Origin of the sequence: Pseudomonas sp. JQ170C (assembly GCF_035581345.1) — a bacterium.
Classification (GTDB): Bacteria; Pseudomonadota; Gammaproteobacteria; order Pseudomonadales; family Pseudomonadaceae; genus Aquipseudomonas.
Map to the genome: position 1 here is coordinate 130,345 of NZ_CP141608.1, position 19,597 is coordinate 149,941.

Consider the following 19,597-nt stretch of genomic DNA (forward strand, 5'->3'; position numbering starts at 1 on the left):
GCGGGCCTGAGGGAGGCCCGCAGCGATCAGATCAGACCGCTTTCTTCGCTGTCGTCGATCAGGTTGTTCAGGCCGCCCAGGGCTTCACGGGCACTGGAGCGGTTGAGCAACTTGGCCTGCGCACCGGCTGGCAGGTCAGTGATGCTGATCACGCCTTTGGTGGTCAGCACTTCGATCAAATCTTCAAGCACCCGGATCATGTCCAGATCGCTTTGCTTGAGTTGCTTGAGGCTGTTCTCGACAACATCGTCGGCGAACCATTCCTGAACCTCGGCGTGGTCGGCCGGCAACTCTTCCGTGTACCCATCGAAGGCGGCGGCTTCTACTCGAAGCAACTGGCCCTGTGCATCGCGTTGCACGTAGAACATGGGGTATCCCTCGTCAAATTGAGTCCGTGACCGCAGTCAGCAGCATAGGCCAAGCTCGCCGGGCTGTGGGCCCGGCGAGCGAGTATGCAATGTGAATACGGCAGTGGCAAAGCCCTGGTGCTGCGGTAGCCAGACATCGGCTACCGCAGGTTCAGGCATCAGCTGTTGGAGTGGTCGATCTTGATGGTCGGGTCAGCGCCGGTCACCAGCGAGTTGATCGTGGTGTTGGCCCAGTTGACGCCTTCAAGCTTGATCGTCACATCGGCATTGTTCACTCCGCCGGCAGCGTTGAGCTTGCCTTCGGAGCTGACCACCAGGGTCGACTCGCCCTTCACCGTCGTGATCTTCAGGAAGTTGTCGATGGTGCTGGCCTTCTCGCCCTGAAGCAGGTCGCTCAGGTCCAGACGGTCACCTTCGGCAGGCTTGAAGTCCTTGATCACATCCTTGCCCGTGTCGCCGGCTTTCCACACGAAGGTGTCCGCGCCGCTGCCACCGGTGAGGGTGTCGTCACCCTTGCCGCCAAGGAGGATGTCATCGCCCTCACCACCGAGCAGTACGTCTTTGCCGCTGCCGCCGAGCAGGATGTCATTGCCCTTGCCGCCATCGAGGTAGTCGTCGCCACCCTGGCCGAAGAGAATGTCATTGCCGTCGCCACCCAGCAGGGTGTCCATACCATCATTGGTGCGCGACACATCGAACTCGCTGACGTGCTCGGTGATGTACTGGTGCAGCACTCGGCCGTCGATGTCACCCAGCGGCTTGCCCAGCTTGCCTGCGACATAGGCCTGCATGGCCTCCACGCCGTTGCCGGCAATGCCGTCGAAGCTGACCAGGTCGCCGAACAGAATGTCGTGACCATCGCCACCCGCGACCGCATCGTTACCCGGTTTGGTGGCTTCGGTGTGGCCCAGAATGGCTTCGGCCAGCTTGCTCGGGTCGATGTTGGTCTGCGGCTTGCCGTCGGTGTCGTAAGGTTTCAGGTCGTTGGCGTTGACGCCCTTATTGAGACCGATCGCTTCGACGGTCGAGTGCTTGGACAGCAACAGGAACGACGCTTGGGTGTTGCTGTTGACGTACCAGCCGGAGCTTGAGTACGACAACTCATAGGTCCCGTCGCCTTGGGCATGCAGTTCACCCGAGGCATAGTTATCGTTCTCCCAGCCCCAGCCAGACTTGTACTCGGCCCTGAGGTAACCGTTTTTATCGATACTGATGCGGTTGTTGTCACCCAACTTGTAGTTGGAAACTACGTCACCGCGCTTGTAGTTCAGTTCGGCCAATGCCCTGTCGAGGGTGTAGTTGGAGCCGTAGAACGTCGGGTCTTTCTCGCCAGTCTGATAGATGTTCGGCTGGCCATCGGTGATGAAGAACGTCTGGTTTTCACCTTTGTTGCCTGCATTTTCGAGGTTCTGGAACCAGTTGGCCGCGGTTTTGAACGCGTCCTCGTAGTTGGTACCGCCACCGGCCCTGAACTTGTCCAGCGCCGCTTGCAGCTTCTCCAGTGCACGCGGGTCGGCCAGGTTGACCGAGACCTCGGCGTTGACGTTCGCGGAGAAGTCCACCAACAGGATATTCACCGTACCCGATTTGTCCCCTTTGACACTGTTGGCCAGCGTCTTGAACACGGACTCCAGGGAGTCTCTCGCAGCCTTGACGCCCGAATTCTCCATGCTGCCTGAGGTGTCGACGATGAACGCGAGGTTGTAGTCCTTGCCTGGTGTTACGTGCAGGCCGCTGACGTCGGCAACGACGATGTCGTTGTCGGTGCCAAAGGTCTTGTCGTCGTCCACCTCTGTCAGGTTTTCATAGCCGTACTTGTCCGGGTAAACGGTGACCTTGATCGTGTCTGGCGTGGAGGCGGTATCGCCGTTGGCCTTCTCGGTCGCAGTCGCGGTGACGGCAATGTCGAAGGTGCCATGGTAGTAGGCCGGCGGCTTGATGCTCAGGCCGTTGAGGTTCCACCCGGTGACATCCACTTCCGTCTTGCCGACAGTCACGGTGTGGCCGGCGCCATCGCTGAGGATCGAGCCTTCCGGAATGCCGCCCAGCTTGACGCTGAGTTTTTCCGAACCATCGGTATCGGTCAGGCTGGAGGAAATACCGACCAGCTTGACGGTGCCGTTCTCGGCGCCTTCATTGAGCTTGTAGCCCTGGTAGTAACCATCACCGTCGCTGCCGTGCAACTCGCCGACGGTCACACCCGCATTGACCAGGTCGTTGACGCTCGGGTACATCGGGATGTTGGTGTTGCTCAGGTCAACTGGCGTGCTGCCATTGACCGACAAGTTGACGTCGAAGCTGCCCGGGCCGCTCTGGTTGGCGTGGTAGATATCCAGGGTGTAGTAACCGCTGATCGTCGGCGTGAACGAGCCGGAGATCCCGCCACCGGTACCCCAGGTGGCCCACGCTACGTTCTTGCCGCCAATGGTGATCTGCAGGCTGTCGTCACCCACACCGCTGAAGCTGTAGGTCTTGCCGGCTTCCAGGAAGATCAGGCCGGAAATCTTCGAGCCCGAACCGCCGGGCACACTGCCGTCGGACTGGGCATTGGTCACCGTCGAGGTGCTGTTCGGCTTACCGGACTTATCGAAGACATTCTTCAATGCGTCCCCGGTGATGCCGTTGCCGTTGGTGCCCAGGCCGTTGAGGCTGTTCCAGGTTTCCTTGATCAGCCCGATCGAGTTCACATTGTTGCTACCGATGTTCAGGGTCGGTGCATCGGCAACCGGGGTGATATCGACCTTGAGGGTTGCCTCGTTACCGGTGCCCTGGCCGTCGGTTGGCTTGAACTGGATCTGTGCGTAATCGGACTTCTGGTCACCCACACCGTTGGTGTTGGCGTTGATGCCCGACTCGTTCAGGTCTGGTACGAACTTCAGTTTGCCGGCATCGATATCGGCCTTGCTGAAGACCTTGCCAGCATTGACATCTGCCTGGGTCAGGGTTTTCCAGGTGTTGCCATCCTTGTACTGCAGCAGGCCATCGGCAGGCAGCTTGGTGATGGTCAGGCCCAGGTTGGCAGCAGGGGTATCGGCATCGGTGATACCGAAGTTGGCCCAGCTCAGCACCAGGTCGGTGTCCTCGGTCCCGGTCACAGCACCGCCGGCGGCCACTGGCGCCTCGTTGCTCAGGATCGTGGTGTCGACGAAGCTATTGCCGCCGACCTCCAACCTCTCGAAGTTGCCACCGGTAGCCCCGGTGATCTGCACCCTGAAGCTTTCCGCGCTTTCAGCGAGGTTGTCACGCAGGATCGGCACGCTGAAGGTCCCGCTGATGCTTCCTTTCGGAATAGTCACAGTGGTTTGACCGATGAAATCCGAGCCGTCTTTGGCCGTACCGGTGTATTTCAGCGTGATGGTGACGTCAGCTTCTGCTCTGCTGGACAGCGTCAGGGTGTAGTTGGCGTTATCACCTTCGGCAACCGACGTAGAGCCGGAGATACCAACCGTGGTGGTGTTGGTGGTGTCTTTTACGTAAGTGACCGCCGGCTTGTCGCTGATGTCCAGCTTCTCAAAGTTGCCGCCGCTGGCGCCGGTGATGGTTTCACTGACATTGCCCGCATCGACATACACGTCATCGCCTGGAGCATCAACGGTGATGCTGCCGGAGGTCTCGTTGGCACCGATGATGATGGTCTTGCCATTGCTCAAGGTCACGGTCACCGCAGTGCCTGCCGGATTGCTCAGGGTGGCGGTGTAGGTGATCTTGCCGCCTTCATAGACCGACGAAGTTGCTGTCAGTTTGAGGCTGGTGTGGTCGATGGTGTCGGTAACGTCAGTTACCGCAGCCGCTGGGTCGACGTCGAGCTTCTCGAAATCACCACCGTCGGTGGTTTCGATGGTCACTTCGACATTGTCGCGGTCGATGTAGACGTCGTCGGTTGGCGCATCAACGGTGACGGTACCGGTGGTGGCACCAGCAGCGATGTTGATGACCGCACCGTTGCTCAAGGTCACGGTCATCGCCGTGCCGGCCGGGTTGGTCAGCGTCGCGGTGTAGGTGATCTCGCCGCCTTCTTCGACGGTTTCGGTCGCGGTCAGCTTCAGGCCGGTGGTGTCGTCGGTATCTGGGCCGTCGGTGACGGTGACGTTGCTCTCACCGGAGGTGATCAGGTTTTCGTAGTTGCCGCCGGTGAACGACTCGATGCTGTTGGACAGGTCGAGGTTGGTCTCGTGGACGTTGTTTTCGGTGGTGAACTGTACCGAGCCCGAAGTGCCGTTGACCGGGATGGTGATGGACTGGCCGTTGGCCAGGTTGATCACCAGCGGTGCGCCTTTGACCGGATCGCTCAAGGTCACGGTGTAAGTGATCACACCGCCTTCACCGATGGTGGTGACGTCAGCCGACAGGGTGGCAGTCGATTCGTCGATGGTGTCGGTGACATCGGTGATGGCTGCAGCTTCATCCACCACCAGGTTTTCAAAGTCGCCACCGTCGGTGCTTTCGATGGTCACTTCGACGTTATCGCGGTCGATGTAGACGTCATCGGTCGGCGCATCAACGGTCACGGTACCGGTAGTGGCACCGGCGGCGATGTTGATGACGGCACCGTTGCTCAGGGTCACGGTCATCGCGGTGCCGGCCGGATTGGTCAGCGTCGCGGTGTAGGTGATCTCGCCGCCTTCTTCGACGGTTTCGGTCGCGGTCAGCTTCAGGCCAGTGGTGTCGTCGGTATCTGGGCCGTCGGTGACGGTGACGTTGGTCTCGCCGGAAGTAACCAGGTTCTCGTAGTTGCCGCCGGTGAACGACTCGATGCTGTTGGACAGATCGAGGTTGGTTTCGTGGACGTTGTTCTCGGTGGTGAACTGTACCGAGCCCGAAGTGCCGTTGACCGGGATGGTGATGCTCTGGCCGTTGGCCAGGTTGATGACCAGCGGTGCGCCCTTGACCGGATCGCTCAAGGTTACGGTGTAGGTGATCACGCCGCCTTCGCCGATGGTCGTAACGTCGGCGGTCAGGGTAGCGGTCGATTCGTCGATGGTGTCGGTAACGTCAGTGACTGCCGCCGATGGGTCGATGTCGAGCTTCTCGAAATCGCCACCGTCGGTGCTCTCGATGGTCACTTCGACGTTATCGCGGTCGATGTAGACGTCATCGGTCGGGGCATCAACAGTGACGGTACCGGTAGTGGCACCGGCAGCGATGTTGATGACGGCACCGTTGCTCAGGGTCACGGTCATCGCGGTGCCGGCCGGGTTGGTCAGCGTCGCGGTGTAGGTGATTTCGCCGCCTTCTTCGACGGCTTCGGTCGCAGTCAGCTTCAGGCCGGTGGTGTCGTCGGTATCTGGGCCGTCGGTGACGGTGACGTTGGTCTCGCCGGAAGTAACCAGGTTCTCGTAGTTGCCGCCGGTGAACGACTCGATGCTGTTGGACAGATCGAGGTTGGTTTCGTGGACGTTGTTCTCGGTGGTGAACTGTACCGAGCCCGAAGTGCCGTTGACCGGGATGGTGATGCTCTGGCCGTTGGCCAGGTTGATGACCAGCGGTGCGCCCTTGACCGGATCGCTCAAGGTTACGGTGTAGGTGATCACGCCGCCTTCGCCGATGGTCGTAACGTCGGCGGTCAGGGTAGCGGTCGATTCGTCGATGGTGTCGGTGACATCGGTGATGGCTGCAGCTTCATCCACCACCAGGTTTTCAAAGTCGCCACCGTCGGTGCTCTCGATGGTGACTTCGACGTTATCGCGGTCGATGTAGACGTCATCGGTCGGGGCATCAACGGTGACGGTACCGGTGGTGGCACCAGCAGCGATGTTGATGACGGCACCGTTGCTCAAGGTCACAGTCATCGCGGTGCCGGCCGGATTGGTCAGCGTCGCGGTGTAGGTGATCTCGCCGCCTTCTTCGACGGTTTCGGTCGCGGTCAGCTTCAGGCCGGTGGTGTCGTCGGTGTCTGGGCTGTCGGTGACGGTGACGTTGGTCTCACCGGAGGTGATCAGGTTCTCATAGTTGCCGCCGGTGAACGACTCGATGCTGTTAGACAGATCGAGGTTGGTCTCGTGGACGTTGTTCTCGGTGGTGAACTGTACCGAACCACTGGTGCCATTCACTGGAATGGTGATGCTCTGGCCGTTGGCCAGGTTGATGACCAGCGGTGCGCCCTTGACCGGATCGCTCAAGGTTACGGTGTAGGTGATCACGCCGCCTTCGCCGATGGTCGTAACGTCGGCGGTCAGGGTAGCGGTCGATTCGTCGATGGTGTCGGTAACGTCAGTGACTGCCGCCGATGGGTCGATGTCGAGCTTCTCGAAATCGCCACCGTCGGTGCTCTCGATGGTCACTTCGACGTTATCGCGGTCGATGTAGACGTCATCGGTCGGGGCATCAACAGTGACGGTACCGGTAGTGGCACCGGCAGCGATGTTGATGACGGCACCGTTGCTCAGGGTCACGGTCATCGCGGTGCCGGCCGGGTTGGTCAGCGTCGCGGTGTAGGTGATTTCGCCGCCTTCTTCGACGGCTTCGGTCGCAGTCAGCTTCAGGCCGGTGGTGTCGTCGGTATCTGGGCCGTCGGTGACGGTGACGTTGGTCTCGCCGGAAGTAACCAGGTTCTCGTAGTTGCCGCCGGTGAACGACTCGATGCTGTTGGACAGATCGAGGTTGGTTTCGTGGACGTTGTTCTCGGTGGTGAACTGTACCGAGCCCGAAGTGCCGTTGACCGGGATGGTGATGCTCTGGCCGTTGGCCAGGTTGATGACCAGCGGTGCGCCCTTGACCGGATCGCTCAAGGTTACGGTGTAGGTGATCACGCCGCCTTCGCCGATGGTCGTAACGTCGGCGGTCAGGGTAGCGGTCGATTCGTCGATGGTGTCGGTGACATCGGTGATGGCTGCAGCTTCATCCACCACCAGGTTTTCAAAGTCGCCACCGTCGGTGCTCTCGATGGTGACTTCGACGTTATCGCGGTCGATGTAGACGTCATCGGTCGGGGCATCAACGGTGACGGTACCGGTGGTGGCACCAGCAGCGATGTTGATGACGGCACCGTTGCTCAAGGTCACAGTCATCGCGGTGCCGGCCGGATTGGTCAGCGTCGCGGTGTAGGTGATCTCGCCGCCTTCTTCGACGGTTTCGGTCGCGGTCAGCTTCAGGCCGGTGGTGTCGTCGGTGTCTGGGCTGTCGGTGACGGTGACGTTGGTCTCACCGGAGGTGATCAGGTTCTCATAGTTGCCGCCGGTGAACGACTCGATGCTGTTAGACAGATCGAGGTTGGTCTCGTGGACGTTGTTCTCGGTGGTGAACTGTACCGAACCACTGGTGCCATTCACTGGAATGGTGATGCTCTGGCCGTTGGCCAGGTTGATGACCAGCGGTGCGCCCTTGACCGGATCGCTCAAGGTTACGGTGTAGGTGATCACGCCGCCTTCGCCGATGGTCGTAACGTCGGCGGTCAGGGTAGCGGTCGATTCGTCGATGGTGTCGGTAACGTCAGTGACTGCCGCCGATGGGTCGATGTCGAGCTTCTCGAAATCGCCACCGTCGGTGCTCTCGATGGTCACTTCGACGTTATCGCGGTCGATGTAGACGTCATCGGTCGGGGCATCAACAGTGACGGTACCGGTAGTGGCACCGGCAGCGATGTTGATGACGGCACCGTTGCTCAGGGTCACGGTCATCGCGGTGCCGGCCGGGTTGGTCAGCGTCGCGGTGTAGGTGATTTCGCCGCCTTCTTCGACGGCTTCGGTCGCAGTCAGCTTCAGGCCGGTGGTGTCGTCGGTATCTGGGCCGTCGGTGACGGTGACGTTGGTCTCGCCGGAAGTAACCAGGTTCTCGTAGTTGCCGCCGGTGAACGACTCGATGCTGTTGGACAGATCGAGGTTGGTTTCGTGGACGTTGTTCTCGGTGGTGAACTGTACCGAGCCCGAAGTGCCGTTGACCGGGATGGTGATGCTCTGGCCGTTGGCCAGGTTGATGACCAGCGGTGCGCCCTTGACCGGATCGCTCAAGGTTACGGTGTAGGTGATCACGCCGCCTTCGCCGATGGTCGTAACGTCGGCGGTCAGGGTAGCGGTCGATTCGTCGATGGTGTCGGTGACATCGGTGATGGCTGCAGCTTCATCCACCACCAGGTTTTCAAAGTCGCCACCGTCGGTGCTCTCGATGGTGACTTCGACGTTATCGCGGTCGATGTAGACGTCATCGGTCGGGGCATCAACGGTGACGGTACCGGTGGTGGCACCAGCAGCGATGTTGATGACGGCACCGTTGCTCAAGGTCACAGTCATCGCGGTGCCGGCCGGATTGGTCAGCGTCGCGGTGTAGGTGATCTCGCCGCCTTCTTCGACGGTTTCGGTCGCGGTCAGCTTCAGGCCGGTGGTGTCGTCGGTGTCTGGGCTGTCGGTGACGGTGACGTTGGTCTCACCGGAGGTGATCAGGTTCTCATAGTTGCCGCCGGTGAACGACTCGATGCTGTTAGACAGATCGAGGTTGGTCTCGTGGACGTTGTTCTCGGTGGTGAACTGTACCGAACCACTGGTGCCATTCACTGGAATGGTGATGCTCTGGCCGTTGGCCAGGTTGATGACCAGCGGTGCGCCCTTGACCGGATCGCTCAAGGTTACGGTGTAGGTGATCACGCCGCCTTCGCCGATGGTCGTAACGTCGGCGGTCAGGGTAGCGGTCGATTCGTCGATGGTGTCGGTGACATCGGTGATGGCTGCAGCTTCATCCACCACCAGGTTTTCAAAGTCGCCACCGTCGGTGCTTTCGATGGTGACTTCGACGTTATCGCGGTCGATGTAGACGTCATCGGTCGGCGCATCAACGGTGACGGTACCGGTGGTGGCACCAGCAGCGATGTTGATGACGGCGCCGTTGCTCAGGGTCACGGTCATCGCGGTGCCAGCCGGGTTGGTCAGCGTCGCGGTGTAGGTGATTTCGCCGCCTTCTTCGACGGTTTCGGTCGCGGTCAGCTTCAGGCCGGTGGTGTCGTCGGTATCTGGGCCGTCGGTGACGGTGACGTTGGTCTCACCGGAGGTGATCAGGTTCTCATAGTTGCCGCCGGTGAACGACTCGATGCTGTTAGACAGATCGAGGTTGGTCTCGTGGACGTTGTTCTCGGTGGTGAACTGTACCGAACCACTGGTGCCATTCACTGGAATGGTGATGCTCTGGCCGTTGGCCAGGTTGATGACCAGCGGTGCGCCCTTGACCGGATCGCTCAAGGTTACGGTGTAGGTGATCACGCCGCCTTCGCCGATGGTCGTAACGTCGGCGGTCAGGGTAGCGGTCGATTCGTCGATGGTGTCGGTGACATCGGTGATGGCTGCAGCTTCATCCACCACCAGGTTTTCAAAGTCGCCACCGTCGGTGCTTTCGATGGTGACTTCGACGTTATCGCGGTCGATGTAGACGTCATCGGTCGGCGCATCAACGGTGACGGTACCGGTGGTGGCACCGGCGGCGATGTTGATCACCGCACCGTTGCTCAAGGTCACGGTCATCGCGGTGCCAGCCGGGTTGGTCAGCGTCGCGGTGTAGGTGATCTCGCCGCCTTCTTCGACGGTTTCGGTCGCAGTCAGCTTCAGGCCGGTGGTGTCGTCGGTATCTGGGCCGTCGGTGACGGTGACGTTGGTCTCACCGGAGGTGATCAGGTTCTCGTAATTGCCGCCGGTGAACGACTCGATGCTGTTGGACAGGTCGAGGTTGGTTTCGTGGACGTTGTTTTCGGTGGTGAACTGTACCGAACCCGACGTGCCATTCACTGGGATGGTGATGGACTGGCCGTTGGCGAGGTTGATCACCAGCGGTGCGCCCTTGACCGGATCGCTCAGGGTCACGGTGTAGGTGATCACACCGCCTTCGCCGATGGTCGTAACGTCGGCGGTCAGGGTGGCGGCCGATTCGTCGATGGTGTCGGTAACGTCCGTGACTGCCGCCGATGGGTCGATGTCGAGCTTCTCGAAATCACCACCGTCGGTGCTTTCGATAGTGACTTCGACGTTATCGCGGTCGATATAGACGTCATCGGTCGGGGCATCAACGGTGACGGTACCGGTGGTGGCACCGGCGGCGATGTTGATCACCGCACCGTTGCTCAAGGTCACGGTCATCGCGGTGCCAGCCGGGTTGGTCAGCGTCGCGGTGTAGGTGATCTCGCCGCCTTCTTCGACGGTTTCGGTCGCAGTCAGCTTCAGGCCGGTGGTGTCGTCGGTATCTGGGCCGTCGGTGACGGTGACGTTGGTCTCACCGGAGGTGATCAGGTTCTCGTAATTGCCGCCGGTGAACGACTCGATGCTGTTGGACAGGTCGAGGTTGGTTTCGTGGACGTTGTTTTCGGTGGTGAACTGTACCGAACCCGACGTGCCATTCACTGGGATGGTGATGGACTGGCCGTTGGCGAGGTTGATCACCAGCGGTGCGCCCTTGACCGGATCGCTCAGGGTCACGGTGTAGGTGATCACACCGCCTTCGCCGATGGTCGTAACGTCGGCGGTCAGGGTGGCGGCCGATTCGTCGATGGTGTCGGTAACGTCCGTGACTGCCGCCGATGGGTCGATGTCGAGCTTCTCGAAATCACCACCGTCGGTGCTTTCGATAGTGACTTCGACGTTATCGCGGTCGATATAGACGTCATCGGTCGGGGCATCAACGGTGACGGTACCGGAGGTGGCACCGGCGTCGATGTTGATGACGGCGCCGTTGCTCAGGGTCACGGTCATTGCCGTGCCGGCCGGGTTGGTCAGCGTCGCGGTGTAGGTGATTTCGCCGCCTTCTTCGACGGTTTCGGTCGCGGTCAGCTTCAGGCCAGTGGTGTCGTCGGTATCTGGGCCGTCGGTGACGGTGACCGACGTTTCGCCGGAAGTGACCAGGTTCTCGTAATTGCCGCCGGTGAACGACTCGATGCTGTTGGACAGGTCGAGGTTGGTTTCGTGGACGTTGTTTTCGGTGGTGAACTGTACCGAACCCGACGTGCCGTTGACCGGGATGGTGATGGACTGGCCGTTGGCCAGGTTGATCACCAGCGGTGCGCCTTTGACCGGATCGCTCAAGGTCACGGTGTAAGTGATCACACCGCCTTCACCGATGGTGGTGACGTCAGCCGACAGGGTGGCGGTCGACTCGTCGATGGTGTCGGTAACGTCCGTGACTGCCGCCGATGGGTCGATGTCGAGCTTCTCGAAATCACCGCCGTCGGTGCTCTCGATGGTGACTTCGACATTGTCACGGTCGATGTAGACGTCATCGGTTGGTGCATCAACGGTGACAGTACCGGTGGTCGCACCGGCGGCAATGTTGATCACCGCACCGTTGCTCAGGGTCACGGTCATCGCGGTGCCGGCCGGGTTGGTCAGCGTCGCGGTGTAGGTGATCTCGCCGCCTTCTTCGACGGCTTCAGTCGCGGTCAGCTTCAGGCCGGTGGTGTCGTCGGTGTCTGGGCCGTCGGTGACGGTGACGTTGGTCTCACCGGAGGTGATCAGGTTCTCGTAGTTACCGCCGGTGAACGACTCGATGCTGTTGGACAGGTCGAGGTTGGTCTCGTGGACGTTGTTTTCGGTGGTGAACTGTACCGAGCCCGACGTGCCGTTGACCGGGATGGTGATGGACTGGCCGTTGGCCAGGTTGATGACCAACGGTGCGCCCTTGACCGGATCGCTCAGGGTCACGGTGTAGGTGATCACGCCGCCTTCACCGATGGTCGTAACGTCAGCCGATAGGGTGGCGGTCGATTCATCGATGGTGTCGGTAACGTCCGTGACTGCCGCCGATGGGTCGATGTCGAGCTTCTCGAAATCACCGCCGTCGGTGCTTTCGATGGTGACTTCGACATTGTCACGGTCGATGTAGACGTCATCGGTCGGTGCATCAACGGTGACGGTACCGGTGGTCGCGCCGGCAGCGATGTTGATCACCGCGCCGTTGCTCAAGGTCACAGTCATCGCGGTGCCGGCCGGATTGGTCAGCGTCGCGGTGTAGGTGATCTCGCCGCCTTCTTCGACGGCTTCAGTCGCGGTCAGCTTCAGGCCGGTGGTGTCGTCGGTGTCTGGGCCGTCGGTGACGGTGACGTTGGTCTCACCGGAGGTGATCAGGTTCTCGTAGTTACCGCCGGTGAACGACTCGATGCTGTTGGACAGGTCGAGGTTGGTCTCGTGGACGTTGTTTTCGGTGGTGAACTGTACCGAGCCCGACGTGCCGTTGACCGGGATGGTGATGGACTGGCCGTTGGCCAGGTTGATGACCAACGGTGCGCCCTTGACCGGATCGCTCAGGGTCACGGTGTAGGTGATCACGCCGCCTTCACCGATGGTCGTAACGTCAGCCGATAGGGTGGCGGTCGATTCATCGATGGTGTCGGTAACGTCCGTGACTGCCGCCGATGGGTCGATGTCGAGCTTCTCGAAATCACCGCCGTCGGTGCTTTCGATGGTGACTTCGACATTGTCACGGTCGATGTAGACGTCATCGGTCGGTGCATCAACGGTGACGGTACCGGTGGTCGCGCCGGCAGCGATGTTGATCACCGCGCCGTTGCTCAAGGTCACAGTCATCGCGGTGCCGGCCGGATTGGTCAGCGTCGCGGTGTAAGTGATCTCGCCGCCTTCTTCGATGGTTTCGGTCGCAGTCAGCTTCAGCCCGGTAGTGTCGTCGGTGTCTGGACCGTCGGTGACGGTGACGTTGGTCTCACCAGAAGTAACCAGGTTCTCGTAGTTGCCGCCGGTGAACGACTCGATGCTGTTGGACAGATCGAGGTTGGTTTCGTGGACGTTGTTTTCGGTGGTGAACTGTACCGAACCCGACGTGCCATTCACTGGGATGGTGATGGACTGGCCGTTGGCCAGGTTGATCACCAGCGGTGCGCCTTTGACCGGATCGCTCAAGGTTACGGTGTAGGTGATCACGCCGCCTTCACCGATGGTGGTGACGTCAGCGGTCAGGGTAGCGGTCGATTCGTCGATGGTGTCGGTAACGTCAGTGACTGCCGCCGATGGGTCGATGTCGAGCTTCTCGAAGTCACCACCGTCGGTGCTTTCGATGGTGACTTCGACGTTATCGCGGTCGATGTAGACGTCATCGGTCGGGGCATCAACAGTGACGGTACCGGTAGTGGCACCGGCAGCGATGTTGATGACGGCACCGTTGCTCAGGGTCACGGTCATCGCGGTGCCGGCCGGGTTGGTCAGCGTCGCGGTGTAGGTGATTTCGCCGCCTTCTTCGACGGTTTCGGTCGCGGTCAGCTTCAGGCCAGTGGTGTCGTCGGTATCTGGGCCGTCGGTGACGGTGACCGACGTTTCGCCGGAAGTGACCAGGTTCTCGTAATTGCCGCCGGTGAACGACTCGATGCTGTTGGACAGGTCGAGGTTGGTTTCGTGGACGTTGTTTTCGGTGGTGAACTGTACCGAACCCGACGTGCCGTTGACCGGGATGGTGATGGACTGGCCGTTGGCCAGGTTGATCACCAGCGGTGCGCCTTTGACCGGATCGCTCAAGGTCACGGTGTAAGTGATCACACCGCCTTCACCGATGGTGGTGACGTCAGCCGACAGGGTGGCGGTCGACTCGTCGATGGTGTCGGTAACGTCCGTGACTGCCGCCGATGGGTCGATGTCGAGCTTCTCGAAATCACCGCCGTCGGTGCTCTCGATGGTGACTTCGACATTGTCACGGTCGATGTAGACGTCATCGGTCGGGGCATCAACGGTGACGGTACCGGTAGTGGCACCGGCGGCAATGTTGATCACCGCGCCGTTGCTCAGGGTCACGGTCATCGCGGTGCCGGCCGGGTTGGTCAGCGTCGCGGTGTAGGTGATTTCGCCGCCTTCTTCGACGGCTTCAGTCGCGGTCAGCTTCAGGCCGGTGGTGTCGTCGGTATCTGGGCCGTCGGTGACGGTGACGTTGGTCTCGCCGGAAGTGACCAGGTTCTCGTAGTTGCCGCCGGTGAACGACTCGATGCTGTTGGACAGATCGAGGTTGGTCTCGTGGACGTTGTTTTCGGTGGTGAACTGTACCGAGCCCGAAGTGCCGTTGACCGGGATGGTGATGCTCTGGCCGTTGGCGAGGTTGATGACCAGCGGTGCGCCTTTGACCGGATCGCTCAGGGTCACGGTGTAAGTGATTACACCGCCTTCGCCGATGGTGGTGACGTCAGCGGTCAGGGTAGCGGTCGATTCGTCGATGGTGTCGGTAACGTCAGTGACTGCCGCCGATGGGTCGATGTCGAGCTTCTCGAAGTCACCACCGTCGGTGCTTTCGATGGTGACTTCGACGTTATCGCGGTCGATGTAGACGTCATCGGTCGGGGCATCAACAGTGACGGTACCGGTAGTGGCACCGGCAGCGATGTTGATGACGGCACCGTTGCTCAGGGTCACGGTCATCGCGGTGCCGGCCGGGTTGGTCAGCGTCGCGGTGTAGGTGATTTCGCCGCCTTCTTCGACGGCTTCGGTCGCAGTCAGCTTCAGGCCGGTGGTGTCGTCGGTATCTGGGCCGTCGGTGACGGTGACGTTGGTCTCGCCGGAAGTAACCAGGTTCTCGTAGTTGCCGCCGGTGAACGACTCGATGCTGTTGGACAGGTCGAGGTTGGTCTCGTGGACGTTGTTCTCGGTGGTGAACTGTACCGAACCCGACGTGCCATTCACTGGAATGGTGATGCTCTGGCCGTTGGCGAGGTTGATGACCAGCGGTGCGCCTTTGACTGGATCGCTCAAGGTCACGGTGTAGGTGATCACGCCGCCTTCACCGATGGTGGTGACGTCAGCCGACAGGGTGGCGGTCGATTCGTCGATGGTGTCGGTAACGTCAGTGACTGCCGCCGATGGGTCGATGTCGAGCTTCTCGAAGTCACCGCCGTCGGTGGTTTCGATGGTGACTTCGACGTTATCGCGGTCGATGTAGACGTCATCGGTCGGCGCATCAACAGTGACGGTACCGGTAGTGGCACCGGCAGCGATGTTGATCACCGCACCGTTGCTCAAGGTCACGGTCATCGCCGTGCCAGCTGGGTTGGTCAGCGTCGCGGTGTAGGTGATTTCGCCGCCTTCGTCGACGGTTTCGGTCGCGGTCAGCTTCAGGCCGGTGGTGTCGTCGGTGTCTGGACCGTCGGTGACGGTGACGTTGGTCTCGCCGGAAGTAACCAGGTTCTCGTAGTTGCCGCCGGTGAACGACTCGATGCTGTTGGACAGATCGAGGTTGGTCTCGTGGACGTTGTTTTCGGTGGTGAACTGTACCGAACCACTGGTGCCATTCACTGGGATGGTGATGGACTGGCCGTTGGCCAGGTTGATCACCAGCGGTGCGCCCTTGACCGGATCGCTCAGGGTCACGGTGTAGGTGATCACGCCGCCTTCACCGATGGTCGTAACGTCGGCGGTCAGGGTGGCGGTCGATTCGTCGATGGTGTCGGTAACGTCAGTGACTGCCGCCGATGGGTCGATGTCGAGCTTCTCGAAATCACCGCCGTCGGTGCTTTCGATGGTGACTTCGACGTTATCGCGGTCGATGTAGACGTCATCGGTTGGTGCATCAACGGTCACGGTACCGGTAGTGGCACCGGCGGCGATGTTGATCACCGCACCGTTGCTCAGGGTCACGGTCATCGCGGTGCCGGCCGGATTGGTCAGCGTCGCGGTGTAAGTGATCTCGCCGCCTTCTTCGACGGTTTCAGTCGCAGTCAGCTTCAGGCCGGTGGTGTCGTCGGTGTCTGGACCGTCAGTGACGGTGACGTTGGTCTCACCGGAGGTGATCAGGTTCTCGTAGTTGCCGCCGGTGAACGACTCGATGCTGTTGGACAGATCGAGGTTGGTTTCGTGGACGTTGTTCGGTGCGGTGTCTTGCACGGTACCGGTGGTCTGACCCACCGGGATGGTGATGGTCTGGCCGTTGGTGAGGTTGATCACCAGGGGCGAGCCGGTGACTGGCGAAGAGACGGTCGCAGTGTAGGTGATCACGCCACCTTCACCGACGGTGCCGACGTCGGCAGTCAGTTTCACCGTCGACGTGTCGAGGGTGTCCGCCACATCAGTAACGGCCGGGGTGCTATCTACAGCCAACTTCTCGAAGTCACCGCCGTCGGTGCCTTCGATGGTGACTTCGACCTTACCGGCGTCGATGTAGACGTCGTCGGTCGGCGCATCAACGGTCACCGAACCGGTGGTGGCACCGGCAGCGATGTTGATCACCGCGCCGTTGCTCAGGGTCACCGTCATCGCGGTGCCAGCCGGGTTGGTCAGCGTCGCGGTGTAGGTGATTTCGCCGCCTTCGTCGACGGTTTCGGTCGCGGTCAGCTTCAGGCCAGTGGTGTCGTCGGTACCTGGACCGTCAGTGACGGTCACGGTGGTTTCACCCGAGGCTTCGAGTTTCTCGTAGTTGCCGCCAGTCACCGACTCGATGCTGTTGGTCAGATCAAGGTTGGTCTCGTGGACGTTATTCGGCGCGGTGTCTTGCACGGTACCGGTGGTCTGACCCACCGGGATGGTGATGGTCTGGCCATTGGTGAGGTTGATCACCAGGGGCGAGCCAGTCACTGGCGAAGAGACGGTCGCAGTGTAGGTGATCACGCCACCTTCACCGATGGTGCCGACGTCGGCAGTCAATTTCACCGTCGACGTGTCGAGGGTGTCCGCCACATCAGTAACGGCCGGGGTGCTATCTACAGCCAACTTCTCGAAGTCACCGCCGTCGGTGCCTTCGATGGTGACTTCGACCTTACCGGCGTCGATGTAGACGTCGTCGGTCGGCGCATCAACGGTCACCGAACCGGTGGTTGCACCGGCAGCGATGTTGATCACCGCGCCGTTGCTCAGGGTCACCGTCATCGCCGTGCCAGCTGGGTTGGTCAGCGTCGCGGTATAGGTGATCTGGCCGCCTTCGTCGACGGAGTCGGTGGCGGTTAGTTTCAGGCCGGTGGTGTCTTCGGAGCCTGGACCGTCGGTGACGGTCACGGTGGTTTCGCCGGAAGCTTCGAGCTTCTCGTAGTTACCGCCGGTGACCGACTCAATGCTGTTGGTCAGGTCGAGGTTGGTCTCGTGGACGTTGTTCGGTGCGGTGTCTTGGACGGTACCGGTGGTCTGACCCACCGGGATGGTGATGGTCTGGCCGTTGGTGAGGTTGATCACCAGGGGCGAGCCGGTGACTGGCGAAGAGACGGTCGCAGTGTAGGTGAACACGCCACCTTCACCGACGGTGCCGACGTCGGCAGTCAGTTTCACCGTCGACGTGTCGAGGGTGTCCGCCACATCAGTAACGGCCGGGGTGTTATCCACAGCCAGTTTCTCGAAGTCACCGCCGTCGGTGCCTTCGATGGTGACTTCAACCTTACCGGCGTCGATGTAGACGTCGTCAGTCGGCGCATCAACGGTCACCGAGCCGGTGGTGGCACCGGCAGCGATGTTGATCACCGCGCCGTTGCTCAGGGTCACGGTCATCGCGGTGCCAGCTGGGTTGGTCAGCGTCGCGGTGTAGGTGATCTGGCCGCCTTCGTCGACGTTACCAGTAGCGGTCAGGGACAGACCGGTAGACGCGTCGGTATCCGGGCCATCGGTCACGGTGGTCACCGGGTTGCCGGTGGTTTCCAGCTTCTCGTAGTTGCCGCCGGTGGTGCCGGTAATGCTGTTGGTCAGGTCCGGGTTGGTGGTGTGGACGTTGTCAGGGGCAACGAACTCGACCGAGCCGGTGCTTTGGCCGACGGGAATGGTGATCTGTTGACCGTTTGCCAGGGTGATGACCAGGGCCGAACCGGTAACGGGTGCGCTCACCGAAGCGGTGTAGGTCACCACGCCGCCTTCAGCGACGCTAGGGGTGGCCGTCAGGGTAACGGTCGAAGTGTCGAGGGTGTCGGTGACTTCGGTTACCGCGGGTTCTTTGCTCACCACCAGGTTTTCAAAGTTGCCGCCATCGGCCTTGTCGATGGTTACGCCAACATTGCCTGCATCGATGTACACGTCATCGCCAGGCGCGGCCACGCTGACGCTGCCTTCGGTCTGGCCGGCGGCGATGGTGATCACTGCGCCGTTGCTCAGGGTGATGGTCACCGGGGTGCCGGCCGGGTTGGTCAGGGTAGCGGTGTAGATGATCTGGCCGCCTTCGGCGACGGTGCCGGTAGCGGTGAGGCTCAGGCCGGTATTGTCGATCGAGTCGGTGATGGTGGTAACGGCCGGGTTCGGGTTCGGCACCAGGTTTTCAAAGTTGCCGCCCGTGGCGCCGGTGATGGTGGTGCTGACGCTGCTGCCGTTGTTGTAGACGTCGTTCGGTGGCGTCTGTACATCGACGGTGCCGGTGGTCTGGCCCGCGCCGATGGTGATGGTGGTGCCGTTGGACAGGGTGACGGTCACCGGCGTCTGTGCCGGGTTGGTCAGGGTGGCGGTGTAGGTGATCACGCCACCTTCGGTGACACTCGGGTTTGCGGTCAGGGTGACCGTGGTGGTGTCGATGGTGTCGGTGATCTGAGTGACCGCCGGGGTAGTGTCCGGGGTGACGACCAGGCCACCGCCACCGGTGGTGCCGGTAATGGTCGCGGAGATCTCGCTGCCATCCAGGTACACGGTGTCGTTCGGCGGGATGGTCACGCTGACGCTGCCGGTGGTCTGGCCGGCGCTGATGACGATGACCTGGCCGTTGGACAGGGTCACGGTCAGGTCAGTCAGCGGTGGTTGGCCCAGGGTGGCGGTGTAGATGATCACGCCGCCGGCTTCGGTGATTGACGGGGTGGCGGTCAGGGTCAGGCCGGATTCGCGCGTAGGGGTCGTGGTGTTCGGGTTGTTGGCGTCATCCAGGCCGCCCAGTTCCAGGCGGTTGTCGTCAAAGGCAACGCCGATGGGGCCGGTAGGGAAGCCAATGGTCGGGTCGACCGAGCCTGCGGTGGCATCGAGCATGACGAAGCTGTGGCCGCCGCCAGCAGCGCCGGAGCCTGCCGCAGTCGGGCCTGCTGCGGTGGCTTCGAGCTCGGTGGTCGGGTCGAGGCCGGCGACAATGGCCTGTTGCAGCTCTTCAACCGACGGTGCGGCTTGCGCGGTGGCAGCGGCGAGGTCGGCGCTATTGTCGGGCGCGTCGGCGCTCCATTGGGTATCGCGGCCCAGGTCCAGGGTGCGGCCGTCGGCCAGTTCCAGGGTGACAGCGCCTGCAAGGCCCGTCAGTACCTGCTCACCAACGAACAGGCGATCACCCTCAATGAGAACGCGGCGAACCCCTTCTGGGGATACTGCGATTACTTGGCCAACAATGCTTTTGACGATTGCGACAACATTGCTCATTGGTTTCTCCGAACTACCCGTTCAATTGGCTTCCATGCCCAGCTG

Annotated in this window: 2 protein-coding genes; both read right to left on the minus strand. The window is 61.1% G+C overall.

Annotated features, from left to right (window positions below):
• Positions 1–26 precede the first annotated feature (26 nt).
• Positions 27–368, minus strand: a complete 342-nt coding sequence (locus tag U9R80_RS00635) for a tryptophan synthase subunit beta (RefSeq protein ID WP_274117089.1) — start codon at positions 366–368, stop codon at positions 27–29.
• Positions 369–526: 158 nt separating this feature from the next.
• Complete coding sequence (locus tag U9R80_RS00640) at positions 527–19,552, minus strand: retention module-containing protein (protein WP_324804604.1); 19,026 nt, start codon at positions 19,550–19,552, stop codon at positions 527–529.
• Positions 19,553–19,597 lie beyond the last annotated feature (45 nt).